The organism is Maricaulis sp. (assembly GCF_015665295.1).
Lineage (GTDB): Bacteria > Pseudomonadota > Alphaproteobacteria > Caulobacterales > Maricaulaceae > Maricaulis.
The window spans coordinates 1-21,042 of the sequence record NZ_JADFAJ010000035.1 but is presented as its reverse complement, the minus strand read 5'-3'; the positions used below and the strand labels follow the sequence as shown (position 1 = coordinate 21,042).

Below are 21,042 nucleotides of genomic sequence, written 5' to 3'. Positions count from 1 at the left end.
AGCCGACGCAGACAGGACAGTCCCATGCACGACCGGGTATCCGGCCGCCCGAGTGCCCACGCCGCACTCGCCTTCTATGACGACCAGCATCCGCCCGCCGGGGATTTCCTGGCAGACGTACTGGACGGTTTTTCGCGAAGCCCCAAACAGCTCACACCTGTTTATTTCTACGACGCCGCCGGCTCGGCGATCTTCGACGAAATCACCGAACTGCCGGAGTATTATGTCACGCGGACCGAGCTCGCTATCCTTGACCGGATCGGACCGGAGCTGTCCGGCCTGGCTGGTCCCGGCGCGGTGGTGATTGAACCCGGGTCAGGCTCCAGCGTGAAAATTCGCAAGTTGCTCGATGCCCTTGCCGAGCCCGCCGCCTATGTCGGTCTCGATATTTCCGGCGAGCATCTGGAAGCTGCCTGCCAGGAGATTGCAGCGGACTATCCGAAGCTTCAGGTCGGAGCTATCTGTGCGGATTTTACCCAGGGCCTTGATCTCAGCCATCTGCCGCTGGAGAGCGGACGTCGCATTATCTTCTTTCCAGGATCCACGATCGGCAATTTCGAGCCAGCGGCCGCGCGTGACCTGTTGGACGGATTCCGTCGGGCCATGCGTCCCGGTGACGCCGTTCTGATCGGCGCGGATCGGGTCAAGGACCCGGCGACCCTCGTCGCAGCATATGATGATGCGCAAGGCGTCACCGCCCGCTTCAATCTCAATCTTGTCGAACGGATCAATCGCGAGCTTGGCGGAACGATCGAGGCTGATGAGTTATCCCACCGGGCGGTCTGGAACCCGGAATTCAACAGGATCGAGATGCATCTTCACGCCGATGCCGATCAGCGGTTCGAAGTTGCCGGCCGGGAATTCGAACTGCGCGAGGGTGAGAGCATCCATACCGAAAACTCGCATAAATTCACCCCGAACAGCTTCACTTCCCTAGCAGAATCAGTGGGTTTCGACGTGCTACACAGCTGGTCCGATGCCGCTGATCTGTTCTCGCTGCACTGGCTCGAACCAACATCAAAAGCATGATATAGCTTCGCGGTGTTTGGATGACAGAGAGGACACTGACCCTGTCTACGGAATTATCGCGCCGCGCTGAGCAGGAAACGGCATCCGCCGTTCGCGTCACCGGCGATGACGGCCCTGTTGAGGCCCTGGAAACCCTGATTCTCGACTCGCTCGATGACGACAAGGCGGAAGACGTCGTTGCCATCGACCTGCGTGGGAAGTCATCCATCACCGACATCATGATCATCGCATCTGGTCGTTCAGCAAGGCATGTCGCCTCGCTGGCCGACCATCTTGTGCGAAAGATGAAGGATGCCGGATGCGGCAAGGCCCGGATTGAAGGCACCCAGACCAATGACTGGGTCCTGATCGACATGGGCGATGTCATCGTCCACCTCTTCCGGCCGGAAGTGCGTGAATTTTACAATCTGGAAAAGATGTGGTCGGTCGAACCGGACGCGTCAGCGTCCTAGGTGAAGCTGCGCATCGCCGCCCTGAGCCGGATCAAGACCGGTCCGGAACGTATCCTCGTTGACGATTATCTGGAACGCGGCTCGGCAACGGGCCGCGCGATCGGCCTCGGGCCGTGTGTCGAGTCCGAGATTGACAACCGAGCGCTCAGATCGGCCGGTGAGGAGAGCCGGGCGCTGGCCGCCAGCCTCGAAGGCGGCGCCCGGATCATCCTGCTCGACGAGCGCGGCAAGGCCCTCAGCTCACGCCAGCTGGCGACCCAGATCGGTCTCTGGCGCGACGAAGGGTGTCGCGAAGCCGTGTTCTGCATCGGCGGCGCCGACGGACACGACCGCTCGCAATTGCCGCAGCCCGATCTGATGCTCGCCTTCGGCCCGGCCGTCTTTCCGCACAAGCTGGTCCGCGTCATGTTGGCCGAGCAGTTATATCGCGCCATCTCGATCCTGGCGGGAACGCCCTACCATCGTGATTGAGCGCCAACCGCCCGAGGTCTAACCTCCCTGCCATGCTGAGCATTTTCGCTGCCCTGCTTCTGTCTCAGACCCAGCCGACGTCTCCACCTGACGCGGACGAGGCCGCTCGCCTGGAACAGGAGGAACGTGAAGGCGCAGCACGCGCCGCGGCAGCCCGCCGACAGGCCGAACAACTGGCCAACGAAGTCGCGCTGATGCAGCGGCAGCTGGTCGACCTGGGCGAGCGTGTCGGCGCGAGCGAGAACGCAGCTCTCATTGCGGAGGCCGAGCTTGCCCAACTCGCGCGCGAGGAGGCCGGTCTGCTGGACCGGTTGATCGCGGACCGCGAGACACTGATCGATATTCTTGCGGCCATTCAGCGCATCGAAAGCCAAACACCGCCCGCCGTACTCACGGCACCAAATGATGCGGCAGAAGCAGCAAGGGCAGCCTCGCTTATGGCGGAAGTCGCGCCGGCTTTGCGCGAACGCGCCGACCAGATCGCGATTCAGCTGACACAATTGCGTGAGGTCCGTGCCGCGATTGAAGCCCAGCAAACATCCTTGTCCACTGCAGAGCAGGCCCTCTCGACCCAACGACTGGAGCTCGAAGTCCTGATTGCGGAACGGCGGGCGCTCGAGGCGCGACGCCGCAATGAGGCGGTTTCCTATCTTGAGGCCTCGAGTTCAGCCGGGCAACGGGCCCGATCGATCCGGTCCCTGATCGGTGAGCTCAGCCGCATGGCACAAGTCATGCCGACGCTCAGTCCGCGTCGGATCCCGGCAGAGACAAGCGTTCCGGGACCCCGGCCACGGCCGCCCCGCGACCTGGTGGCGGCCCGTGTGCCGAATGCGCCGCTCGAAACCCTGCGTTTTGCGGATGCGCGGGGACGGCTGCGCATGCCGGCCTCAGGGGAGATTGTCCGGACATTCGGCGATGTGGCCGAAGATGGCACAGCATCTGAAGGAATTTTCATTCGGACCAGACCGCGGGCGCAGGTAGTGTCACCATTCGATGGCCGCATCGAGTTTGCCGGACCGTTCAACACATACGGCGGCCTCTTGATACTCAATGTTGGCGATGGCTACTATGTCGTACTGGCAGGCATGTCCGTAACCTATGCCAGCGTCGGTCAGAGCGTACTCGCCGGGGAACCCGTCGGCGCGATGTCCGAGAATACCCAAACGGCACCAGACTTGTATCTGGAGCTGAGACGGAATGACGATGCGATCGATCCCGGGCCCTGGTTCCGGACCCGGTCGCAGCAGGGCTAGACCCGTCGCGCTCAAAGGACGCGAGATTGCATGCGTATCAATGTCTTCGCTTCAATGGTGGCATTTGCTGTCGGCGCTGTGGCCATCGCAGTGTCTGCAGAAGGAGCCCAGGAAGACCGGTCGGCCAGTTTCCGGCAGATCGAGCTCTTCGGCGACGTCCTCAGCCGGATCGAGGCGGACTATGTTTCCGACACCGACCAGGCCGAGCTCATCGAAGCGGCCATCGAAGGCATGCTCTCCTCACTCGATCCGCACTCCGCCTATCACGGTCCCGACGCCTACGAGGATTTGCGTGTAACCACGCGTGGTGAGTATGGCGGACTGGGGATGGAAGTGGTGCGGCGCGACCAGTTCATCACCATTGTTTCCCCGATTTCAGACACCCCGGCCGAACGCGCCGGCCTGCGAACCAATGACCGTATCGTCGCTGTCGATGGGGATGCGATTGTCGGCATTTCCGTCGACGAGGCCGTCGCACTGATGCGCGGTGCCGTTGGCGACCCTGTGACCATCACGATTTCCCGCGACGATGATGATCCGTTTGACGTCACTCTCGTCCGCGACACCATCCCGCTGCGTACTGTGGCAACCCGTATCGAAAACGGTCTCCCCTATATGCGTATCGCTGGCTTCAACGAGCGCACGACCGAGATGGTACATGAAGGGCTGACCGAGCTGCGCGACGAATTCGGTACCGACCTGCCAGGTCTCATCCTTGATATGCGTTTCAATCCGGGTGGCCTGCTGGATCAGGCTATTGGTGTGACCGATGTCTTCCTGGACGGCGGCGAAGTCGTGTCGACCCGCACGCGCGACCCGCGGGACACCCAGCGCTATAATGCCCGCCCGGGCGACCGCCTGAACGGCGCTCCCATCGTCATCCTGATCAATGAAGGAACCGCCAGCGCCGCCGAAATCGTCGCCGGTGCACTTCAGGATCGCGAACGCGCCGAGCTGATCGGCATGACAAGCTTCGGCAAGGGCTCGATCCAGACCATTATCCCGCTTCGGGGTGGCCGCGATGGCGCGCTGCGCCTGACGACCGGCCGTTACTACACCCCGGCCGGCCGCTCCATCCAGGCAACAGGCATTATTCCCGATCAGCAGATTTCGGCTTGGGCACTCAATGACGACGAGGAGACGGACGCGCCGCAAATCGGCTCGGAAGCCGATCTGGACGGTGCCCTGGCGAATGAGAATGGTGACGAGCGCGAAGGCACCGACATTGCCGCGGTCGAGCAGCCTCCCGTCGACTGGCCTGAAGACGAGGATTTCCAGCTGCACCGTGCCGTCGAGATTCTCAATGCCGCCATGGAAACGCAGCAGGCCTCCCTTCGCCCCTGACAGACGCTCCGGGGTCGGCGGATCTCACCGAATCAAGACTTTGACGGCGGCAAGCACCAGCCTGCCGCCGTTAACCGTTTCTTACAGGCCACACAGGCACATTGGCCGATGACCCGAGGACCAATCCGGTTCTCACCTGACGCAACAACCAGCCTTGTGCCGCCGCCATGTCGACCGCCATTCTCCGCCACGCCAAGCCGCTCCTGACATTGCGCGCGCCGCTGTTCGCCGGCCTCGCTGCCGCTGGCGTCCTCAGCCTCACTGTTGCGGGGATCGCGGTATTCGGGGATGGCGAGATTGCGCTGCCACGCGCCATTGGAGGCGTTGAACCGGCACCTGCTGTCGAATTGACCAGTCACGACATGCGAGCAGATGCGGCCGAGCATGGCGCGCCAATCCGGTTCCTCGATACCGAGGGCGAGACGGAAGTCAGTCTGGCCGGTGTTCGGGACGGTTTCAGTGCCGGCACAACGGCTTCGGCGGATGGCTCCACAGTCGCAACGCACGGTTCGGACCCAGCTGATGCCGAAGTAAGGCATGCAGCTGATTCCGCGTTGGGTGCCAATCCGAATGCGCTGCCACCTGCACCGATCGCCGGGCTGACCGAGCCCGGTCCCGGCGGCCCTCTCCCGGTCATTGCCGGGAACGGCATGCGTCCCTCACGCGCCTATGCCCGCCCCTATCACGGCGATCCGGGTGCCCCGACCATCGCGGTTGTGATCGGCGGCATGGGCTTGAACTCGGCTGTCACCGAGGCGGCGATCAATGAATTGCCTCCGGAAGTTGCACTGAGCTTCGCTGTCTATACCCGTGATTTGCAGGGCTGGATCGATCGCGCGCGGGCGGCAGGCCATGAGGTACTGATCGAGGCTCCGATGGAGCCCTTTGACTATCCCAACAACGACCCCGGACCGCATACGCTGCTCGCGGACGGAACGGCAGAAGAGAATAGCCGTCGCCTTGCCTGGGTGATGAGTCGAGCCTCCGGCTATTTCGGTGTGACAAACTATCTCGGCGCGCGCTTCTCTGCCTCGCAGGGCGCCATGCGTCAGGTTTTCGGAACACTCGAGGACCGCGGTGTCGCCTTCCTCCATGATGGCGCCGGCCGTCGTTCCACGATTGAGGCCGCTGCAAACGCTACCGATATCGAGTACGCCGTGGCGGATCGTATCCTGGACGAGGATCTGTCGCCGGATGCCATTGATGAGCGCCTGCTGGCCCTGGAGGCCCTGGCAATCCAGAACGGGTCTGCCTTGGGAACCGGATTCGCCTACCCTGCGACAGTCGAACAGATCCGGGACTGGGCGATCAGCCTGGACCTGCGCGGCTATGCGCTCGCACCACCCTCCGCTGTCATGGCGCGGCGACGCCTTGAAGCCCGGCTTGCAGCAGAGGCTGAAGCGGCACTGCCGCACGACGAGAGCGCATCGGCCGACCACCGCTGGGCCCACGATCCCAATGAGGCTGCCAGCGCGGGCAGTGGGCACGAAACACCCGCCGCCAGTGGTCATTGATGTCTGCGAGCCCTCCAGACCCTTTCCCGCACCATCGCGCAAATGTCGGGATCGCCCTGTTCAATTCGAAGGGACAGGTCTGGCTCGGACGACGCGACAGCACGCCCGGCCCGTGGAACTGGCAACTCCCGCAGGGCGGGATCGACAGCGGCGAAGATGCTCGGGCCGCCGCTCTTAGAGAGCTGGAGGAAGAGACAGGTATCGGTCCGCATTCCGTCAGCTATCTCGGCGAGATCGATGGCTGGCTCGCTTACGACTATCCGCCGGAAGTGCGCGAAGATCCCCGCTTCCACAAGAAGCGCCATCTTGGACAGAAGCAGCGCTGGTTCGCCTTCCGTTTTGTCGGATCAGACGGTGACATCAATCTGCAGGCTCATGCCGAGGTCGAGTTCGATGACTGGCGCTGGGGCGAGCTGAACGAAATTCCGGACCTGATCATCCCCTGGAAACGGGACGTGTATGAACGCGTGGCGTCTGCTTTTTCGTCCTTCACCATCGCCTGAATGAGAAAGGCCGCCTCCCGAAGGAAGCGGCCTTGTCTTCACGCTGCGCTGTCGAGCAGCCCTAGTGGGCGACCACAGCCTGCATCGCCTCATACTTGGCCACCAGAACCGAAGCTTGCTCGCGCTCCTCGTCGGATTTGGCAGCAGTGACGTCCTCACGGGCATCGGCCAGGTCCTGTGAGAGTTTGGCAGCGTCGATATCGGCCACCGCGATTGCTTCCTCAGCGAGAATGGTCAGGCCGGCCGGTGTCACCTCGGCGAAACCGCCATGGATGAAGGTCCGGGTTTCCGTGCCGCCATCAATGACCGTGATCGCACCGGCGCGGATGACGGACATGAAAGGGGCGTGGTTCGGCAGTACGCCGAAATCACCCTCTTCGCCTGGCACGACGACCTGGTCGACATCGCCAGCGAACAGGCGGCGCTCCGGAGAGACGAGATCAAAATGGAGTTTGTCAGCCATCAGGCTACCTCCGGGCTAGGCCGGAAGCTGCGTTACGCAGCTTCCGCAGCCAGTTTCTCGGCCTTCTTCACAGCGTCTTCAATGGTGCCAACCATGTAGAACGCCGCTTCCGGAAGGTGGTCATACTCACCGTCGCAGATCGCCTTGAAGCCCTTCACCGTGTCGGCCACCGGCACCTGGATGCCCGGGAAGCCGGTGAAGATTTCAGCGACGTCGAACGGCTGCGACAGGAAGCGCTCGACCTTGCGGGCGCGGGCCACGGTCAGCTTGTCCTCCTCCGACAGCTCGTCCATGCCGAGGATTGCGATGATGTCCTGCAGGGCCTTGTAGCGCTGAAGGATTTCCTGAACGCGACGCGCGGTGGCGTAGTGCTCGTCGCCCACGATGCGCGGCTCAAGGATACGCGAGGTGGAGTCGAGCGGGTCAACGGCCGGATAGATGCCCTTTTCCGAGATCGCACGGTTGAGAACCGTGGTCGCATCGAGGTGGGCGAAGGTCGTGGCCGGGGCCGGGTCGGTCATGTCATCGGCCGGCACGTAAACGGCCTGCACCGAGGTGATCGAACCCTTGTTGGTCGAAGTGATGCGTTCCTGCAGCGCACCCATGTCGGTGGCGAGGGTCGGCTGGTAACCCACGGCGGACGGGATCCGACCCAGAAGGGCGGAGAGTTCGGAACCAGCCTGGGTGAAGCGGAAGATATTGTCGACGAAGAAGAGAACGTCCTTGCCCTCTTCATCACGGAAATATTCCGCCTGGGCGAGGCCGGACAGGGCGACGCGGGCACGGGCACCCGGAGGCTCGTTCATCTGGCCGAAGACCAGGGCGCAACGCGAACCTTCCGTCGAGCCGTCATGCTCTTTCGGATCCTTGTTCACCCCGGACTCGATCATTTCCCAGTACAGGTCGTTACCTTCACGGGTCCGCTCGCCGACACCGGCGAAGACCGAGTAACCACCAAACAGCTTGGCGATGTTGTTGATCAGTTCCTGGATCAGAACGGTCTTGCCAACACCGGCGCCGCCGAACAGGCCGATCTTGCCGCCCTTCGCGTAGGGGCAGAGCAGGTCGACGACCTTGATGCCGGTCGGCAGGATCTCGGCTTCCGTAGCCTGCTCGTCGAAGGACGGAGCTGCGCGGTGGATCGGCGCCTTCATCGTATGCGGCACATCGCCAGCCTCATCAATCGGCTGACCGGTGACGCTCATGATGCGGCCGAGCGTACCCGGACCGACAGGAACCATGATCGGGCCACCCGTGTCCGTCACCGCGATACCGCGCTGCAGGCCCTCGGTGGCGTCCATGGCGATGGTGCGGACGGTGTTCTCGCCGAGGTGCTGGGCAACCTCGAGCGTCAGCGTCTTGCCATCATTGGTGGTTTCAAGCGCGTTGAGGATGTCCGGCAGGATGCCGTCGAATTCAACGTCAACAACAGCGCCCGTAATCTGGACGATGCGGCCTTGGGATTTACTCATAGCGGATGTTCCTCTGCCTAGAGGGCCTCGGCGCCGGAGATGATTTCGGTCAACTCCGTGGTGATCTGCGCCTGACGCGTGCGGTTATAAACAAGGTTGAGTTTGTCGATCAGTTCGCCGGCATTGCGCGTGGCATTGTCCATCGCAGCCATCTTCGCGCCCATTTCGCCAGCAACATTTTCCAGCAGGGCAGACAGGATGACCGTGTCGGCATAACGCGGCAGCAGCACGTTGAGGATGGTCTCCTCATCCGGCTCAGCATCATAGACGGCACCGCCCAGATCGGGACGCTCCACACCTTCATCAATGGCGTCAATCGCCGGGATGAGGACTTTGGCTCGCGGTTTCTGGGAAATGACCGAGACAAATTCGGCCGAGACGAGTTCGCAAACATCGAACTCGCCATTTTCGAACATGAGACGAATCTTGTCGCCAATCCGGGCCGCAGTGGCGCCGGAGATCGTCTTCTCGGCGGACAGGTCCATCTTGTCGACGATCAACGAGGCGAAGTTGCGCTTGAGCTGATCAGCGCCTTTCTTGCCAACGCAGATAATCTTGACGTCCTTGCCTTCGGCCTTGAGCGCGGTGACGCGCTCGCGGGCCTTCTTCACGATATTCGTGTTGAAGCCACCGCACAGGCCGCGATCAGCGGTCATGACAACCAGCAGATAGGCGTCAGACTTGCCGGTACCGACCAGGAGCGGTGAAGCCCCCGGCGTACCCGACATGGCGGTCGAAAGATTCGCCATCACGGCCGCCATGCGCTGGGCATAGGGGCGCGCGGCTTCCGCAGCTTCCTGCGCACGGCGCAGTTTGGCAGCGGCGACCATCTGCATCGCCTTCGTGATCTTCTGCGTCGACTTGACGCTGTCGATCCGGTTTTTAAGGTCCTTAAGGCTCGCCATCAGGCTCTCCTCGACGGTTGATCCCGATCAGGCTCACGCGAAGTGTTCGGTGAACTTGGCGAGCGCCGTCTTCAGCTTGCCTTCGCTGTCGTCGGTCAGCTTCTTCTCGGTGCGGATCGAGGTCAGAAGCGCAGCATGCTCGCCGTGCAGGTGACGCAGGAGATCCGCTTCATAGCGCTGGACATCCACCGTCGGCAGCTTGTCCAGATAGCCACGCGTACCGGCGTAAATCACGCAGACCTGCTCTTCCATCGAGAGCGGCGAGAATTGCGGCTGCTTGAGGAGCTCGGTCAGGCGCTGACCCCGGTTCAGCAGGCGCTGGGTCGCGGCGTCGAGGTCTGAACCGAACTGGGCAAAGGCCGCCATTTCGCGGTACTGGGCCAGTTCGCCCTTCATTTTGCCGGCAACCTGCTTCATCGCCTTGGTCTGGGCGGCAGAACCCACGCGCGACACCGACAGGCCGACGTTCACGGCCGGGCGGATGCCCTGGTAGAACAGGTCGGTTTCCAGGAAGATCTGGCCGTCGGTGATCGAGATCACATTGGTCGGAATGTAGGCCGACACGTCGTTCGCCTGGGTTTCAATGATCGGCAGCGCCGTCATGGAACCCGAACCGTTGGCTTCATTGAGCTTCGCGGCGCGCTCGAGCAGGCGGGAGTGAAGATAGAAGACGTCACCCGGATAGGCTTCGCGGCCCGGCGGACGGCGCAGAAGCAGCGACATCTGGCGGTAGGCAACGGCCTGCTTGGACAGATCATCATAAACGATCAGCGCGTGCATGCCGTTGTCACGGAAGTACTCAGCCATGGCACAGGCAGTGAACGGTGCCAGGAACTGCATCGGAGCCGGGTCCGACGCCGTCGCGGCGACGATGATGGTGTAATCCAGTGCGCCGTTTTCCTCGAGCGTTTTCACGATCTGGGCGACCGTGGAACGCTTCTGGCCGACGGCGACATAAATGCAGTAGAGCTTGGCGCTCTCGTCATCGCCTTCGTTGATGGCTTTCTGGTTGAGGATGGTGTCCAGAGCGATCGCGGTCTTGCCGGTCTGACGGTCACCGATGATCAGCTCGCGCTGACCGCGGCCAACCGGGATCATAGCGTCAATGGCCTTGATGCCCGTGGCCATCGGCTCGTGCACGGATTTGCGCGGGATGATGCCCGGTGCCTTGACGTCGACGCGGCGACGCTCGGCAACATCCTTGAGCGGCCCCTTGCCGTCGATCGGCTCGCCAAGACCGTCAACGACGCGGCCCAGAAGCCCCTTGCCGACAGAGGTGTCCACAATCGAGCCGAGACGCTTGACAGTGTCGCCTTCCTTGATCCCCCGGTCATCGCCGAAGATCACGCAACCAACATTGTCGCGCTCGAGGTTCAGGGCCATGCCCTTGATGCCGCCCGGGAACTCAACGAGCTCACCGGCCTTCACCTCATCGAGGCCATAGACACGAGCGATACCGTCACCAACGGACAGAACGCTACCGACGTCCGAAACTTTCGCTTCGGCGCCGAAATTCTTGATTTGATCCTTGAGGATCGCAGAAATCTCTGCGGCACGGATGTCCATGGACCTAGGCCTCTTTCATCGCGGTCTTCATCCCATCCAGCTTGGTGCGGAGGGAGGAGTCGAACATGCGGGAACCGACCTTCACGATCAGTCCGCCCATCAATTCAGGCCGTACTTCCGTACGCACCTCGATTTCGCGCCCGAAGGCACTTTTCAGCGAGGCTGCAAGAGCCTCGACCTGTTTCTTGGTCAACGCCGCAGCGGTCTGCACATCGGCGGTGACCACGCCGCGGTCGGCAGCGGCGAGCGCCGCGTAGACCCGCGCCACCGTGCCAAGCTGTCCAGCGCGGCCATTGCTCGCGGCAACCCCAAATGCATTGGCGGTCAGCGTGTTGAACTCAGCTTTATTTGCCAGGGCGGCGAGAACGCCGGACTTGGCCTCGACTGAATACAGCGGCGAGGCAAGCACCCCGACAAGCTCGACGGACTCGTCGAGCATGGCGCGAAAGGCCGAAAGGTCAGCCTCTACCGCGTCCGCAGCACCCTCGGATTTCGCCAGCTCAAACAGCGCAGTCGCATAGCGGCCTGCGGCGTCGGCTGTCATGGCGTCTTCGCCGGTCTTCACCGTGACGTCACTCTCTTGCTGGATCAGCGCTCATCAATTTGCCGGGACCGACATAAGCGCTTGATTTTCAACTACATAAAAAACAAGGCCTACCGCGTTGCACCGCAAGCCCCTTGGGTTCGGCGCTGCGATAGCACAGGGGGCAGCGGGCAGCAAGCCACTCACACCGGGCGATTCAGCTCACGGAAGGTTTCTTGATCGGTTGCGGGAGCGGTCAGTCAAACAAACCGCCCTGCAAATTCCTGCCGCGGTCCGGCTCAGGCCTTCCTCCGCCGCTTCCGTGCCATGATGTTCAGCACTTCGACCAGCAGGGAGAAGGCGATGGCGAAGTAGAGATAGCCGCGCGGAATGTGGAAGCCGAGGCCGTCGGCAATCAGCGCGACGCCGACCAGCAGGATGAAGCTCAGCGCCAACATCTTGGCGGTGGCATAGCGCTCCAGGAATTCCGCAACCCGCCGTGCCGAAGCGACCATGATGGCGGTTGAAATGAGAACGGCCGTGACCATGACGAACAGCCGCACGGCCGCACCATCATCCCCGCCCAGATCGCGCGTCATGCCGACCGCCGTCAGGACAGAATCCAGCGAGAAGACCAGATTAATCACAGACATCTGGATGATGACAGCCACAAACCCGGACACTTTTCCGCCTGCCCTCGCCTCATCATGCCCCTCAATCGTGTCGTGAATTTCCATGGTGCCCTTCCAGAGCAGGAAAAGACCGCCCAGAAGCAGGATCAGATCCTCCAGCGTCACATCAATAAGCTGGTCGGGATGGTGCGGATCAGCAAGACCGTGCAGGAATTCGGGAATGGTGAAGAGCGTCGCGTGGGTCAGCCCTGTTAGCCAGACAAGGCCAAACAGCAGGACAACCCGCATCGCCGCGCCGGACCAGATTCCGATATCGCGACCGCGGGTCTGCTGGTGCTTGGCCAGCTTCTGCGACGCGACTGAGACGAAGACCACATTGTCGACGCCCAGCACCACCTCCAGAAAGGTCAGCGTCAAGAGCGACATCCAGACGGCCGGCGAAGTCAGAAATTCAAGCATGGCGGTCGAGCCTCGAGCCAGGGATCAGATGAAACTATAGGGTTCGACATCGATTGAAACCCGCACCGAGGGGGGTGTCTTCACCCGTTTGGTCCACGCCCTCAAATAGGCGGAAATGTCGATTTCCTTGTCGGCCCGCACCAGGATGCGGCGACGATGCCACCCCCTGATCAAGGCACGGGGTGGTTCGGCGGGACCCCAGATCTCGACGCCTTCGGAGTTTGGAGCGAGGGCCGCATAGTCATTGGCGACCCTGTCGAGGGTCTCGACATTCATTGACATAAAGCCGATCGCCGCAAGCCGCCCGAAAGGCGGCAGGCCGAGCGATTCCCGGACCATGAATTCCATGTCGAGAAAGGCGTCGCGATCCCCTGCGATCAGAGCCTGTATCGCGTCGTGCTCGGGCTGGTGGGTCTGGAGCAGGGCACGCCCGGGCCGGTCTGCCCGGCCGGCACGCCCGGCGACCTGGACCAGCGTCTGGAAGGTCCGTTCGCCAGCCCTGGGATCGCCGCCGGCAAGTCCCAGATCAGCATCGATCACACCAACCAGGGTCAGCCCGGGGAAATTGTGCCCCTTTGCCGCGATCTGGGTGCCGACGAGAATGTCAATCTCGCCCCGTTCCATGCGGGCGACAAGCTCGGCTCCGGATTTGCTGTCCGACGAATAGATTTCCACCCGGGCCTCGGGAAAGGTCGATTTGGCCTCCTCGGCCACGCGCTCGACGCCCGGCCCGATCGAGGTCAGACTGTCCTCGGCATTGCAGGCGGGACAATGCGTCGGCTTGGGCATCGAAAAGCCGGTGACATGGCAGACGAGGCGGCCGGTATAACGGTGCTCGACCAGGTAGGACTGGGTGTCCGGCGACACCATCCGGTGGCCACAACTGCGACACAGGACGAGGGGCGCATAGCCGCGCCGGTTGAGATAGAGGAGGCATTGTTCACCGCGCTCCAGTGTCTCGCGCACAGCCTCTATGAGCGGCGGTGACATCCAGCGACCCTTCTCGGCCGGGGTTTCGCGCAGGTCAATGGTGCCGACTTCCGGCAGGATCGCCGTTCCCGGACGGGCGGCGAGGCGGACATGGACATAGCGACCGGCCTGCGCGTTGGACAGGCTTTCGAGCGACGGGGTCGCCGACGCCAGCACGACCATCGCACCCTCAAGCTTGGCCCTGACAACAGCGATGTCGCGGCCCTGATAAGGCAAGCCCTCATCCTGTTTGTAGGTCGGATCATGTTCTTCATCGACGATGATCATGCGCAGGGCAGGAAACGGCAGAAACAGCGCGGATCGTGCCCCGACAACGATGCGTGCCCGCCCCTCGGCAACCTCCCGCCAGGTTCGCCGCCGCACCTTCGGTCCGGCTCCGGAATGCCAGAGCGCCGGCTCGGTGCCGAAGCGTGCCTTGAATCGGGACAGGACGGCCTCGGTCAGCGCGATCTCCGGCAGCATGATGAGAATCTGGGCATCCGGCTCCCGGCGCAGGATTTCGGCGATTGCCTCAAAATAGACCTCCGTCTTGCCGGAACCGGTCACACCGTCGAGGAGGGCAGCCTGAAACCCCCCGGCGCGGACCAGCCGCCGGAGAACGCCAGCAGCTTCTGCCTGCATGGGCGTGAGGGTCAGCCCCTCGCCTTCGGGATCGGGAGCATCGAAAGGCGGATCAACCAATCTGACATGCTCTGTCAGAGCGCCCACGCGCGCCAATCCCTTTACAACCGAAGCTGTCACACCCGCTTCGCGCGCCAGTTCGGCAGCGCTGGCTTCGCCGAGCGCCTCTGCAGCGTCCAGCACGCGCTCTCGCGCTTCGGTCATGCGATCGGGTTGACCCTCGCCGCGACGGTAGACTGAATCGGTGGGAGACGGCTTCAGCGCTTCACTGGAACGCAGGACCGAGCGGAGCACGATGCCGGGTGATTGGACGAGATAGCGCGCGAGCCAGTCGACAAAGCGCCTTGTTCCTTCTGGCAGGGGTGCACCACCGGCGGCTCCCTCAATTTGCTTGAGCTTGCGATCACCCGACCCTGGCGACACCTTCCAGACAACGCCACGGGCTGTGCGCTTGCCGAGCGGTGCCAGCACGTGATCGCCGGGCTGCAGGTCGATATCGCCTGGCACCAGATAATCGAAGGGCTCCGGCAAAGGCAGCGGAAAGAGGATGGAAACGCGATACTGACTCGCCTGTGTCACGCAGCACGCCTCCCGCGACGGCAAATGGGATGTGGCAGGCGTCGGGTATAGCGAGCCGACTGCCTGCCTGTCCCGACGGTTTGCATATCGTAAACCGAATGGGCCAAGAGTGGGCCTTCGCGACGAGGGAGACAATCGAGATGTCCGATCGAGAACATGCTGGCGGCGAAGACCTACCGGATACCGACCTGATCCGCGACTTTCTCGTGTCCAATCCCGATTTCGTCCGCGAGGATGCCGAGTTGTTCTCGCTCGTTGTCGAATCAGGCCGGACAGACGGTGCGATTGATCTCGGAGCTGCCGCGCGCGACAAGCTCCGCGACGAAATCCGCCAGCTCAGATCGCTGAACGCATCGATCGTCGAGACGGCCCGCGCCAACCTTGCCATCCAGTCCCAGATCCACATGGCCGTTCTGGCCCTGCTGGAAGTCGATTCACTTGCCGGGCTGGACAAGAAGATTTCGGGCCGTCTTACCGGGGCGCTCGGCATCGACGTTTGCCGGGTACTCATTGAAGGGCATGCGCCGCTGAAATCAGCCGAATCCATTCTCGGTGCTGCGGAAGGATTTGTCGGCGACGTGCTGGGCGACCACGTGGAGTTGCTTGGACCGATCAATCCCGCAAACGCCCACGCCCTCTATGGCCAGCAGGGTGCACGGGTCAGCTCGCAGGCCATCGTCCGGCTGGATTTTGGCGGCCATGACGGGCTGATGGCGCTGGCCACGCGCGATGCGCAACTCTTTCAGGCCGGACAGGGCACAGAATTGTTGAATTTCCTGGCCCGGGCGGTTGAACGCATGGTGGTGCAATGGCTTCATCAGAGCTGACCACGAACTGGGACCAGGCGCTGGCCGTCTTCCTCGACCATCTCTCGGGCGAACGACGACTGTCACCACGCACGCTTGATGCCTATCAGCGCGATCTTGATGCGTTCGGCGGCTTTCTCCTGGACCACCTCGGAGCGCCGCCTTCGCTCGTGGACCTGGCCGGACTTCGCACGCGCGACTTTCGCGCTTACATGGCCTCGCGCCGCCGCGCCGGGCTGGCGCCGCGCTCCCTGGCGCGATCGCTGTCAGCAATCCGGACATTTTTCGCCTATGCGAAACGACGTTGGGCACTCGACAACCCGGCACTGTCGCTTGTCGAAAGTCCCAAGCTGGGCCGAACCGCGCCGAAACCGGTCAGCGAGCAGGCGGCACGTGATCTGGTGGCGGAGACCAGCCAGCACGGCGCGCCGGACTGGATCGCAGCCCGCGACACTGCCGTCCTGCTCCTGCTCTATGGCTGCGGCCTGCGTATCTCGGAATCCCTCAGCCTGACAGGCCGAGACCTGCCGCTCGGCGAGAGCTTGCGCATCACAGGCAAGGGCAACAAGACGCGGATCGTGCCGGTGTTGCCAGCCGTGTCGGACGCTGTCGAGCGATATGTCCGCTTGAGCCCATACCCGCTTGAGCCAGAGCAGGCGCTGTTTCGAGGTACACGGGGCGGCGCGCTTGGACCCCGGGCGATCCAGTCACTCATGCAGAATCTTCGCGGCCGGCTTGGACTGGCGGAAACAGCAACGCCGCACGCCTTGCGTCACGCCTTCGCCACCCACCTTCTTGCTCACGGCGGCGATCTGCGCGCGATCCAGGAACTGCTCGGCCACGCCAGCCTTTCGACCACGCAGATTTATGCCGATGTGGAAGGCGCGCGGCTGATGGCAATCTATGACAGTGCCCATCCCCGCGCCCGACGGCGCTGACCGGCTCGCTCAACGCCCCCGATCCGATCAATTCGCCAATTGGTCACCGCCCGCCACTTGCAACACCGACTCCGCTCAATTACTTTGCTTTATAAAGCACTCGGGAGGCAATAAATGGGTGACAGATCTGATTTGGAATTTTTGCGCGATGTAGCAGCGAGCGGGCTGCACGCCCCGTCACTAAGTGGCCGCTTTTTTATCTGGTGGGGCGGCCTGGCAGCCCCGGCCCTGCTTGCACATTGGGCCATTTTGACCGGGCTTGTCGGAATACCGGCTCACCTGGTCGGCCTGGTCTGGATGGCCTACGGGATTATCGGCATGGTGGGGTCGAGCCTGCTGGGACGCAGCCTGCAAGGCAAACCAGGTGCGGGAGCCGTCAACAATCGCGGCGAATCTGCCGCCTGGCGTGGCGTGACCTGGATGGTGGCCGCCTATGCAATCGGCGCAGTTGTTGCGATGGGCCTGGGCCGGGGCAGCCTGTTGCTGTTCGACACGATCCCGCTGGTTGCCTTCGCTGGTTACGGGCTCTCCTTTCATGTCAGCGCCCAACTGGGCGGCGCCCGCTGGATGCAGGCCATGGCCGTTCTGGCATGGGTCGCGAGCGGAGCCGGCCTGACGCTTGTAGGCACAACAGGGATATACCTGTTCGCAGCGGTCGCTGTCGCGGTTCTGGCCATTATTCCAGGCATCGTGCTACTGCGCGGAGAACCGGCGACGGAGGCCTGATGAATGCCAGACACATTCGACGCAAACTCGCTGGATGACGTCATTCACGGCAAATTGCGGCTGGCCATCATGGCGTATCTGTCAGCGACCCGGGACGCAACATTCGGCGAAATAAAGTCGCAAACCGGCGCCACTGACGGCAATCTGTCGGTCCATCTGCGAAAGCTGGAGGAAGCCGGCTATATCCGGATCGACAAAAGGTTTGTCGACCGCAAACCACAAACGCGGGCCGCCCTGACGACGGAGGGCCGGAATGCGTGGCTGGCTTATCTTGATCAGCTTCGCAGCCTGCTCAAGCCTTGATGGTTTTCGTCAGGCGGCCTGCCGACTCGGCGCATGGTGCCAGGCGACGACGTTGAAGCCTTCTTCGGGATCATAGCGGGTTTCACCCTGCACGAAACCGGCTTTCTCGAGCACCCGATGAGACGCGTCACGGTCGTCGCGCGTGTGCGCCAGAACCGACTTCACGCGCTCGTGCGTATAAGCCCAATCCAGAAGCGCCACAACGCCTTCGGTCGCCAGCCCCTGCTCGCGGTAGGATAGCAGCATGGAATACCCGATCTCGACCGCACCCGCCGCGTCCGGAGCACCCTTGAACCCGCCTGTGCCCAGCAAACGATTCATGACCGGAGATATATAGATCCAGGAATACCAACCGGTGTCTGCCGGATGCGAGACAAGTTGATCGCGCGTCCATTCAAGTGTCGTCTTGTCCATCAGTTCCGGTGGCCAGGACGGCTCGGGCTCGACCCCCAGCGCACGGAAAAACCCGAGCCGGTCTTCCACCTGCAGCACGGCCAGTTCGGCATTGAGCGCAACCAGCCGCAGGCGCGGCGAAACGATTTCGATCGGCTTCGGCATCAGCGTGTAATCCATGACCTAAACGACAAAACACCTGTTTCGGTGGACAGTGAAGCAAGCTCACGCCACCACAAGGCGTGCACCCAAGCGGGCCGCGACTCAGCGCTTCACATCACCATTCTACCACGTTGATCGCAATTGAATGCGACGCGGTCGTGACAATCCATCCAGCAAGCGTTGCGGCCGTCAGGACTGCATCGTCCAACCTTCGACACCCATCGCCGCCTGGCGAATCGCCTCGGTCAGGGTCGGGTGGGGATGACAGGTCCGCGCAACGTCCTCGGATGCGGCCCGGAACTCCATGGCGAGGCAGAGTTCGCTGATCATCTCGCCGACATTGGCACCGACCATGTGGGCACCGAGGATTTCATCAGTCTCTGCGTCAGCTAGGATTTTCACAAATCCATCGGTGGCATGGCTGGTCCGGGCTCGCGAATTGGCCTGGAAGGGGAACTTGCCCTTCTTGTATTTGCGGCCCTCAGCCTTCAACTCGTCTTCCGTCTTGCCTACCGACGCGATCTCCGGTGCGGTATAGACGACGCCGGGAATGACCCCGTAATTCACATGCCCGGCTTTGCCGGCAATACGCTCGGCGCAGGCGACACCCTCGTCTTCGGCCTTGTGAGCGAGCATCGGTCCATGCGTGCAATCACCGACAACCCAGACATTCTCGGCGGACGTCCGGTAGTGCTCATGAGCAATGAAGCCACGCTGGTCGGTTTCAATCCCGACAGTCTCAAGCCCCAGGCCCTCGGTGAACGGCCGGCGGCCGATGCAGACCAGTACCGTGTCCGCCTCAATGGTCTCGGCATCCCCGCCCTTGGCAGGTTCGAGTGTTACCGCAAGTGTCTCGCCTGACGCGTCCACACCGGTGACCTTTGTGCCCAGCCGGAAATCCATGCCCTGCTTTGTGAAAATCCGCTGTGCGGTCTTGGCCAGCTCGCTGTCCATGCCCGGCAGGATGCGGTCGAGATACTCAACGACGGTCACTTGCGCTCCGAGTCGGCGCCAGACCGAACCAAGCTCGAGGCCGATCACACCGGCACCGATCAAAACCAGCTTGCCCGGCACTTTTTCGAGCGACAATGCGCCGGTCGAGGACACGACCCGCTTTTCATCGATTTCTACGCCGGGTAACGGCGTGACTTCCGAGCCCGTTGCGATCACGATGTTTCGGGTTTCAAGCGTCGTGACCCCGTCGTCCGTCGTGACTTCAACCTTGCCGGCGCCGGCGATCCTGCCACGGCCGGTGATGTATTCAACGCCATTTTTCTTGAAGAGAAACTCGATCCCCTTGGTGAGGCCGTCAACGGCTTCGTCCTTCTGGCCCAGCATCGTATCCAGATCGAGCTCGACAGTCCCCGTCTTAATGCCAAGCGCCGCGAACTCCGTGCTCGCCGCCTCGAAAAGCTCGGACGCATGCAAAAGGGCCTTTGAGGGGATACAGCCAACATTGAGGCAAGTTCCGCCGAGCGTTCCGCGCATTTCGATGCATGCGGTTTTGAGGCCGAGCTGACCAGCGCGGATCGCACAGTTATAGCCGCCGGGACCGCCGCCAATGATGACGATATCATATGTGTCAGACATGCTTGCCTCGTTCTGTTCGCCGCCGCGACGGCCATTTGGCCCTATATGCCCCCGCGAAAGGTCAAAGGTAAGGGGCAAATTGCCTGCGGGCGCAGCTGATCAGCGCAATTTCCCGAGGCGCCGGGGCAGTCCTCCGGCCTGGCGCAGGATGATCAGGCCGATCAGGCAGACCAGAAGCAGGCCATTGGCCACCCAATCGTCGATCTGGTGCGAGGAAGCCGCCCAGAAGTCGTAGGTCGACTGGGTCGAGTACATCACCCAGCCCGTGAGGTCGCAAACCAGTGCGGCGGCGAAACCAGGCAGGGCTGCCGCTGCCCGCATGATGAGCAGAACGACCGTAGCGGAATATGCCAGCGCATTGGCAACGGTCAAACTCGCGCCGAGCGGCCCCATGCTTTCGACAATGTTGATCAGGGTAGGATCAATGCCCGAGGCTATTGCGTCACCGAAGCTGACGGTGATCACATCATAGGCTGAACCAAGCTGGTTCACTGCCCAGTATCCGATTATCAACGCCAGGGACCATCTGACCAGCGCAAGACCCGCTCTGCCGCGCAACTCATGCCCCATATCAAACGCGCCTCCACTCTGTCGGAGGATGGAGAGGCAAGACCGGTCCGTCAAATTCTGTCAGCGCGGACCTTAAACACGGCCCCGGCTGTGATCCTGGTTGCGTATTCCCAATGCGAGCGCGCTCGCCGCAATCAAGGTCTCAACCAGGAACAGCAGCCAGTCTGTCAGATCGGGATCAACCCCGCTTTCAATTCGATCCTGGCCATGCGCCGCGACATCTCCAGGGCTGAGGCTGAACGTGATCCAGATCGCCTGATCGACCAGATAAATGCCAATCGCCAACCAGATCAGCCAGGCGGCCCGTTTCCACAACGCCCACGCGATCAGAAAATAGCCAAGCTGTACCAATATGGTCAGCAGCTCCCATCCCGCTGCGGTTTCCGCGATGCTGCGCGTCGTCGACCCGCTATAGCCCAGCTCGCCTTCAAGACCGATGCGGTGCAGGATGCCTGCTATGGGAGAACGCAGGCCATAGGCCCCTCGCAAAACAGCCAAGAGTATTGTCAGGGAGCGGACCCAAGCCAAATTCACGCTCTTGCCTAGAGATCAAACAGCATGCGCTGAGGGTCTTCCAGGTTTTCCTTAACCCGGACCAGGAAGGTCACCGCCTCCTTGCCGTCGACAATCCGGTGATCATAGGACAGGGCCAGATACATCATCGGACGGATAACGACCTGACCGTTTTCGGCCATCGGTCGCTCCTGGATCTTGTGCATGCCCAGAATGCCAGATTGCGGGGCATTCAGGATCGGCATCGACATCAAGGACCCGTATA

Annotated in this window: 23 protein-coding genes; 11 read left to right on the top strand and 12 right to left on the bottom strand. The window is 62.2% G+C overall.

The genetic code is table 11. The annotated features are described in order from the left end of the window. The first annotated feature begins 24 nt into the window (after window positions 1–24). The 7 genes from egtD to QZZ02_RS13555 all read left to right on the top strand — a co-directional run bounded on the left by egtD (window position 25) and on the right by QZZ02_RS13555 (window position 6,566). Window positions 25–1,029, top strand: a complete 1,005-nt coding sequence (gene egtD / locus QZZ02_RS13585) for an L-histidine N(alpha)-methyltransferase (RefSeq protein WP_291845191.1) — start codon at window positions 25–27, stop codon at window positions 1,027–1,029. Between the two features lie 20 nt (window positions 1,030–1,049). Next, entirely contained in the window at window positions 1,050–1,481 is a 432-nt protein-coding gene (rsfS, locus tag QZZ02_RS13580; RefSeq protein WP_366511542.1) for a ribosome silencing factor, read from the top strand. Beyond that, a complete protein-coding gene (rlmH, locus tag QZZ02_RS13575; RefSeq protein WP_291845189.1) occupies window positions 1,482–1,952 on the top strand; it encodes a 23S rRNA (pseudouridine(1915)-N(3))-methyltransferase RlmH in 471 nt (156 codons plus the stop codon). Between the two features lie 32 nt (window positions 1,953–1,984). Continuing rightward, on the top strand, window positions 1,985–3,205 hold the full coding sequence (locus tag QZZ02_RS13570) for a peptidoglycan DD-metalloendopeptidase family protein (protein WP_291845188.1): 1,221 nt from the start codon (window positions 1,985–1,987) through the stop codon (window positions 3,203–3,205). A 30-nt stretch (window positions 3,206–3,235) separates the two neighbouring features. Further along, window positions 3,236–4,549 (top strand): S41 family peptidase, encoded by a 1,314-nt coding sequence (locus QZZ02_RS13565; RefSeq protein WP_291845186.1) that lies wholly within the window; start codon window positions 3,236–3,238, stop codon window positions 4,547–4,549. Between the two features lie 167 nt (window positions 4,550–4,716). Further along, complete coding sequence (locus QZZ02_RS13560; protein WP_291845185.1) at window positions 4,717–6,063, top strand: divergent polysaccharide deacetylase family protein; 1,347 nt, start codon at window positions 4,717–4,719, stop codon at window positions 6,061–6,063. Next, window positions 6,063–6,566, top strand: coding sequence for an RNA pyrophosphohydrolase (locus QZZ02_RS13555; protein ID WP_291845184.1), 504 nt, complete (start codon window positions 6,063–6,065; stop codon window positions 6,564–6,566). Before QZZ02_RS13560 ends, QZZ02_RS13555 begins: the two co-directional genes overlap by 1 nt. Before the next feature lie 61 nt (window positions 6,567–6,627). Here QZZ02_RS13555 and QZZ02_RS13550 read toward each other — a convergent pair whose 3' ends face one another. The 7 genes from QZZ02_RS13550 to QZZ02_RS13520 all read right to left on the bottom strand — a co-directional run bounded on the left by QZZ02_RS13550 (window position 6,628) and on the right by QZZ02_RS13520 (window position 14,776). Beyond that, a complete protein-coding gene (locus QZZ02_RS13550) occupies window positions 6,628–7,029 on the bottom strand; it encodes a F0F1 ATP synthase subunit epsilon (protein ID WP_291845182.1) in 402 nt (133 codons plus the stop codon). Between the two features lie 32 nt (window positions 7,030–7,061). Beyond that, a complete protein-coding gene (atpD, locus tag QZZ02_RS13545) occupies window positions 7,062–8,501 on the bottom strand; it encodes a F0F1 ATP synthase subunit beta (RefSeq protein WP_291845181.1) in 1,440 nt (479 codons plus the stop codon). A gap of 17 nt (window positions 8,502–8,518) precedes the next feature. Next, a complete protein-coding gene (locus QZZ02_RS13540) occupies window positions 8,519–9,406 on the bottom strand; it encodes a F0F1 ATP synthase subunit gamma (RefSeq protein ID WP_291845180.1) in 888 nt (295 codons plus the stop codon). Between the two features lie 33 nt (window positions 9,407–9,439). Then, entirely contained in the window at window positions 9,440–10,972 is a 1,533-nt protein-coding gene (gene atpA / locus QZZ02_RS13535) for a F0F1 ATP synthase subunit alpha (RefSeq protein ID WP_291845179.1), read from the bottom strand. Between the two features lie 4 nt (window positions 10,973–10,976). Beyond that, window positions 10,977–11,516: a F0F1 ATP synthase subunit delta gene (locus tag QZZ02_RS13530; RefSeq protein ID WP_291845178.1), complete on the bottom strand. Its 540-nt coding sequence runs from the start codon at window positions 11,514–11,516 to the stop codon at window positions 10,977–10,979. A gap of 278 nt (window positions 11,517–11,794) precedes the next feature. Beyond that, a complete protein-coding gene (locus QZZ02_RS13525; RefSeq protein WP_291845177.1) occupies window positions 11,795–12,586 on the bottom strand; it encodes a TerC family protein in 792 nt (263 codons plus the stop codon). Between the two features lie 24 nt (window positions 12,587–12,610). Beyond that, window positions 12,611–14,776 (bottom strand): primosomal protein N', encoded by a 2,166-nt coding sequence (locus QZZ02_RS13520; RefSeq protein ID WP_291845176.1) that lies wholly within the window; start codon window positions 14,774–14,776, stop codon window positions 12,611–12,613. Window positions 14,777–14,916: 140 nt separating this feature from the next. Between QZZ02_RS13520 and QZZ02_RS13515 the strand changes: the two genes are divergently transcribed. From QZZ02_RS13515 to QZZ02_RS13500, 4 genes are all read left to right on the top strand, one after another. Then, the gene (locus tag QZZ02_RS13515; protein ID WP_291845175.1) at window positions 14,917–15,603 is read left to right on the top strand and encodes a DUF484 family protein; all 687 of its coding nucleotides are present in this window, start codon (window positions 14,917–14,919) and stop codon (window positions 15,601–15,603) included. Next, window positions 15,585–16,520 carry a tyrosine recombinase XerC gene (locus QZZ02_RS13510; RefSeq protein WP_291845173.1) on the top strand — a complete coding sequence of 312 codons (936 nt, stop codon included), beginning with the start codon at window positions 15,585–15,587 and terminating at the stop codon, window positions 16,518–16,520. Before QZZ02_RS13515 ends, QZZ02_RS13510 begins: the two co-directional genes overlap by 19 nt. Before the next feature lie 114 nt (window positions 16,521–16,634). Continuing rightward, window positions 16,635–17,246, top strand: a complete 612-nt coding sequence (locus QZZ02_RS13505; protein ID WP_291845171.1) for a hypothetical protein — start codon at window positions 16,635–16,637, stop codon at window positions 17,244–17,246. Window positions 17,247–17,249: 3 nt separating this feature from the next. Beyond that, entirely contained in the window at window positions 17,250–17,549 is a 300-nt protein-coding gene (locus tag QZZ02_RS13500; protein ID WP_291845170.1) for a transcriptional regulator, read from the top strand. Between the two features lie 9 nt (window positions 17,550–17,558). On the opposite strand, the gene QZZ02_RS13495 is transcribed toward QZZ02_RS13500, so the two are convergent. The 5 genes from QZZ02_RS13495 to QZZ02_RS13475 form a co-directional block, all read right to left on the bottom strand. Then, a complete protein-coding gene (locus tag QZZ02_RS13495) occupies window positions 17,559–18,107 on the bottom strand; it encodes a GNAT family N-acetyltransferase (protein WP_291845168.1) in 549 nt (182 codons plus the stop codon). A 186-nt stretch (window positions 18,108–18,293) separates the two neighbouring features. Further along, the gene (gene lpdA / locus QZZ02_RS13490) at window positions 18,294–19,694 is read right to left on the bottom strand and encodes a dihydrolipoyl dehydrogenase (RefSeq protein ID WP_291845167.1); all 1,401 of its coding nucleotides are present in this window, start codon (window positions 19,692–19,694) and stop codon (window positions 18,294–18,296) included. Between the two features lie 99 nt (window positions 19,695–19,793). Beyond that, complete coding sequence (locus QZZ02_RS13485; protein ID WP_291845165.1) at window positions 19,794–20,186, bottom strand: hypothetical protein; 393 nt, start codon at window positions 20,184–20,186, stop codon at window positions 19,794–19,796. A gap of 150 nt (window positions 20,187–20,336) precedes the next feature. Further along, entirely contained in the window at window positions 20,337–20,798 is a 462-nt protein-coding gene (locus QZZ02_RS13480; protein ID WP_291845162.1) for a hypothetical protein, read from the bottom strand. An 8-nt stretch (window positions 20,799–20,806) separates the two neighbouring features. Beyond that, the coding region (locus tag QZZ02_RS13475) for a 2-oxo acid dehydrogenase subunit E2 (protein ID WP_291845160.1) at window positions 20,807–21,042 on the bottom strand (236 nt) is incomplete at its 5' end.

Excerpts from the sequence above, each read along its gene's own strand:
- rsfS (WP_366511542.1), top strand. The coding sequence starts at position 1,050 with ATGACAGAGAGGACACTGACCCTGTCTACGGAATTATCGCGCCGCGCT.
- QZZ02_RS13495 (WP_291845168.1), bottom strand. The coding sequence starts at position 18,107 with ATGCCGAAGCCGATCGAAATCGTTTCGCCGCGCCTGCGGCTGGTTGCG.
- QZZ02_RS13555 (WP_291845184.1), top strand. The coding sequence starts at position 6,063 with ATGTCTGCGAGCCCTCCAGACCCTTTCCCGCACCATCGCGCAAATGTC.
- lpdA (WP_291845167.1), bottom strand. The coding sequence starts at position 19,694 with ATGTCTGACACATATGATATCGTCATCATTGGCGGCGGTCCCGGCGGC.
- QZZ02_RS13565 (WP_291845186.1), top strand. The coding sequence starts at position 3,236 with ATGCGTATCAATGTCTTCGCTTCAATGGTGGCATTTGCTGTCGGCGCT.
- atpD (WP_291845181.1), bottom strand. The coding sequence starts at position 8,501 with ATGAGTAAATCCCAAGGCCGCATCGTCCAGATTACGGGCGCTGTTGTT.
- QZZ02_RS13540 (WP_291845180.1), bottom strand. The coding sequence starts at position 9,406 with ATGGCGAGCCTTAAGGACCTTAAAAACCGGATCGACAGCGTCAAGTCG.
- QZZ02_RS13530 (WP_291845178.1), bottom strand. The coding sequence starts at position 11,516 with ATGACAGCCGACGCCGCAGGCCGCTATGCGACTGCGCTGTTTGAGCTG.
- QZZ02_RS13570 (WP_291845188.1), top strand. The coding sequence starts at position 1,985 with ATGCTGAGCATTTTCGCTGCCCTGCTTCTGTCTCAGACCCAGCCGACG.
- QZZ02_RS13500 (WP_291845170.1), top strand. The coding sequence starts at position 17,250 with ATGCCAGACACATTCGACGCAAACTCGCTGGATGACGTCATTCACGGC.
- atpA (WP_291845179.1), bottom strand. The coding sequence starts at position 10,972 with ATGGACATCCGTGCCGCAGAGATTTCTGCGATCCTCAAGGATCAAATC.
- QZZ02_RS13550 (WP_291845182.1), bottom strand. The coding sequence starts at position 7,029 with ATGGCTGACAAACTCCATTTTGATCTCGTCTCTCCGGAGCGCCGCCTG.
- QZZ02_RS13515 (WP_291845175.1), top strand. The coding sequence starts at position 14,917 with ATGTCCGATCGAGAACATGCTGGCGGCGAAGACCTACCGGATACCGAC.
- egtD (WP_291845191.1), top strand. The coding sequence starts at position 25 with ATGCACGACCGGGTATCCGGCCGCCCGAGTGCCCACGCCGCACTCGCC.
- QZZ02_RS13560 (WP_291845185.1), top strand. The coding sequence starts at position 4,717 with ATGTCGACCGCCATTCTCCGCCACGCCAAGCCGCTCCTGACATTGCGC.
- QZZ02_RS13505 (WP_291845171.1), top strand. The coding sequence starts at position 16,635 with ATGGGTGACAGATCTGATTTGGAATTTTTGCGCGATGTAGCAGCGAGC.
- QZZ02_RS13525 (WP_291845177.1), bottom strand. The coding sequence starts at position 12,586 with ATGCTTGAATTTCTGACTTCGCCGGCCGTCTGGATGTCGCTCTTGACG.
- QZZ02_RS13510 (WP_291845173.1), top strand. The coding sequence starts at position 15,585 with ATGGCTTCATCAGAGCTGACCACGAACTGGGACCAGGCGCTGGCCGTC.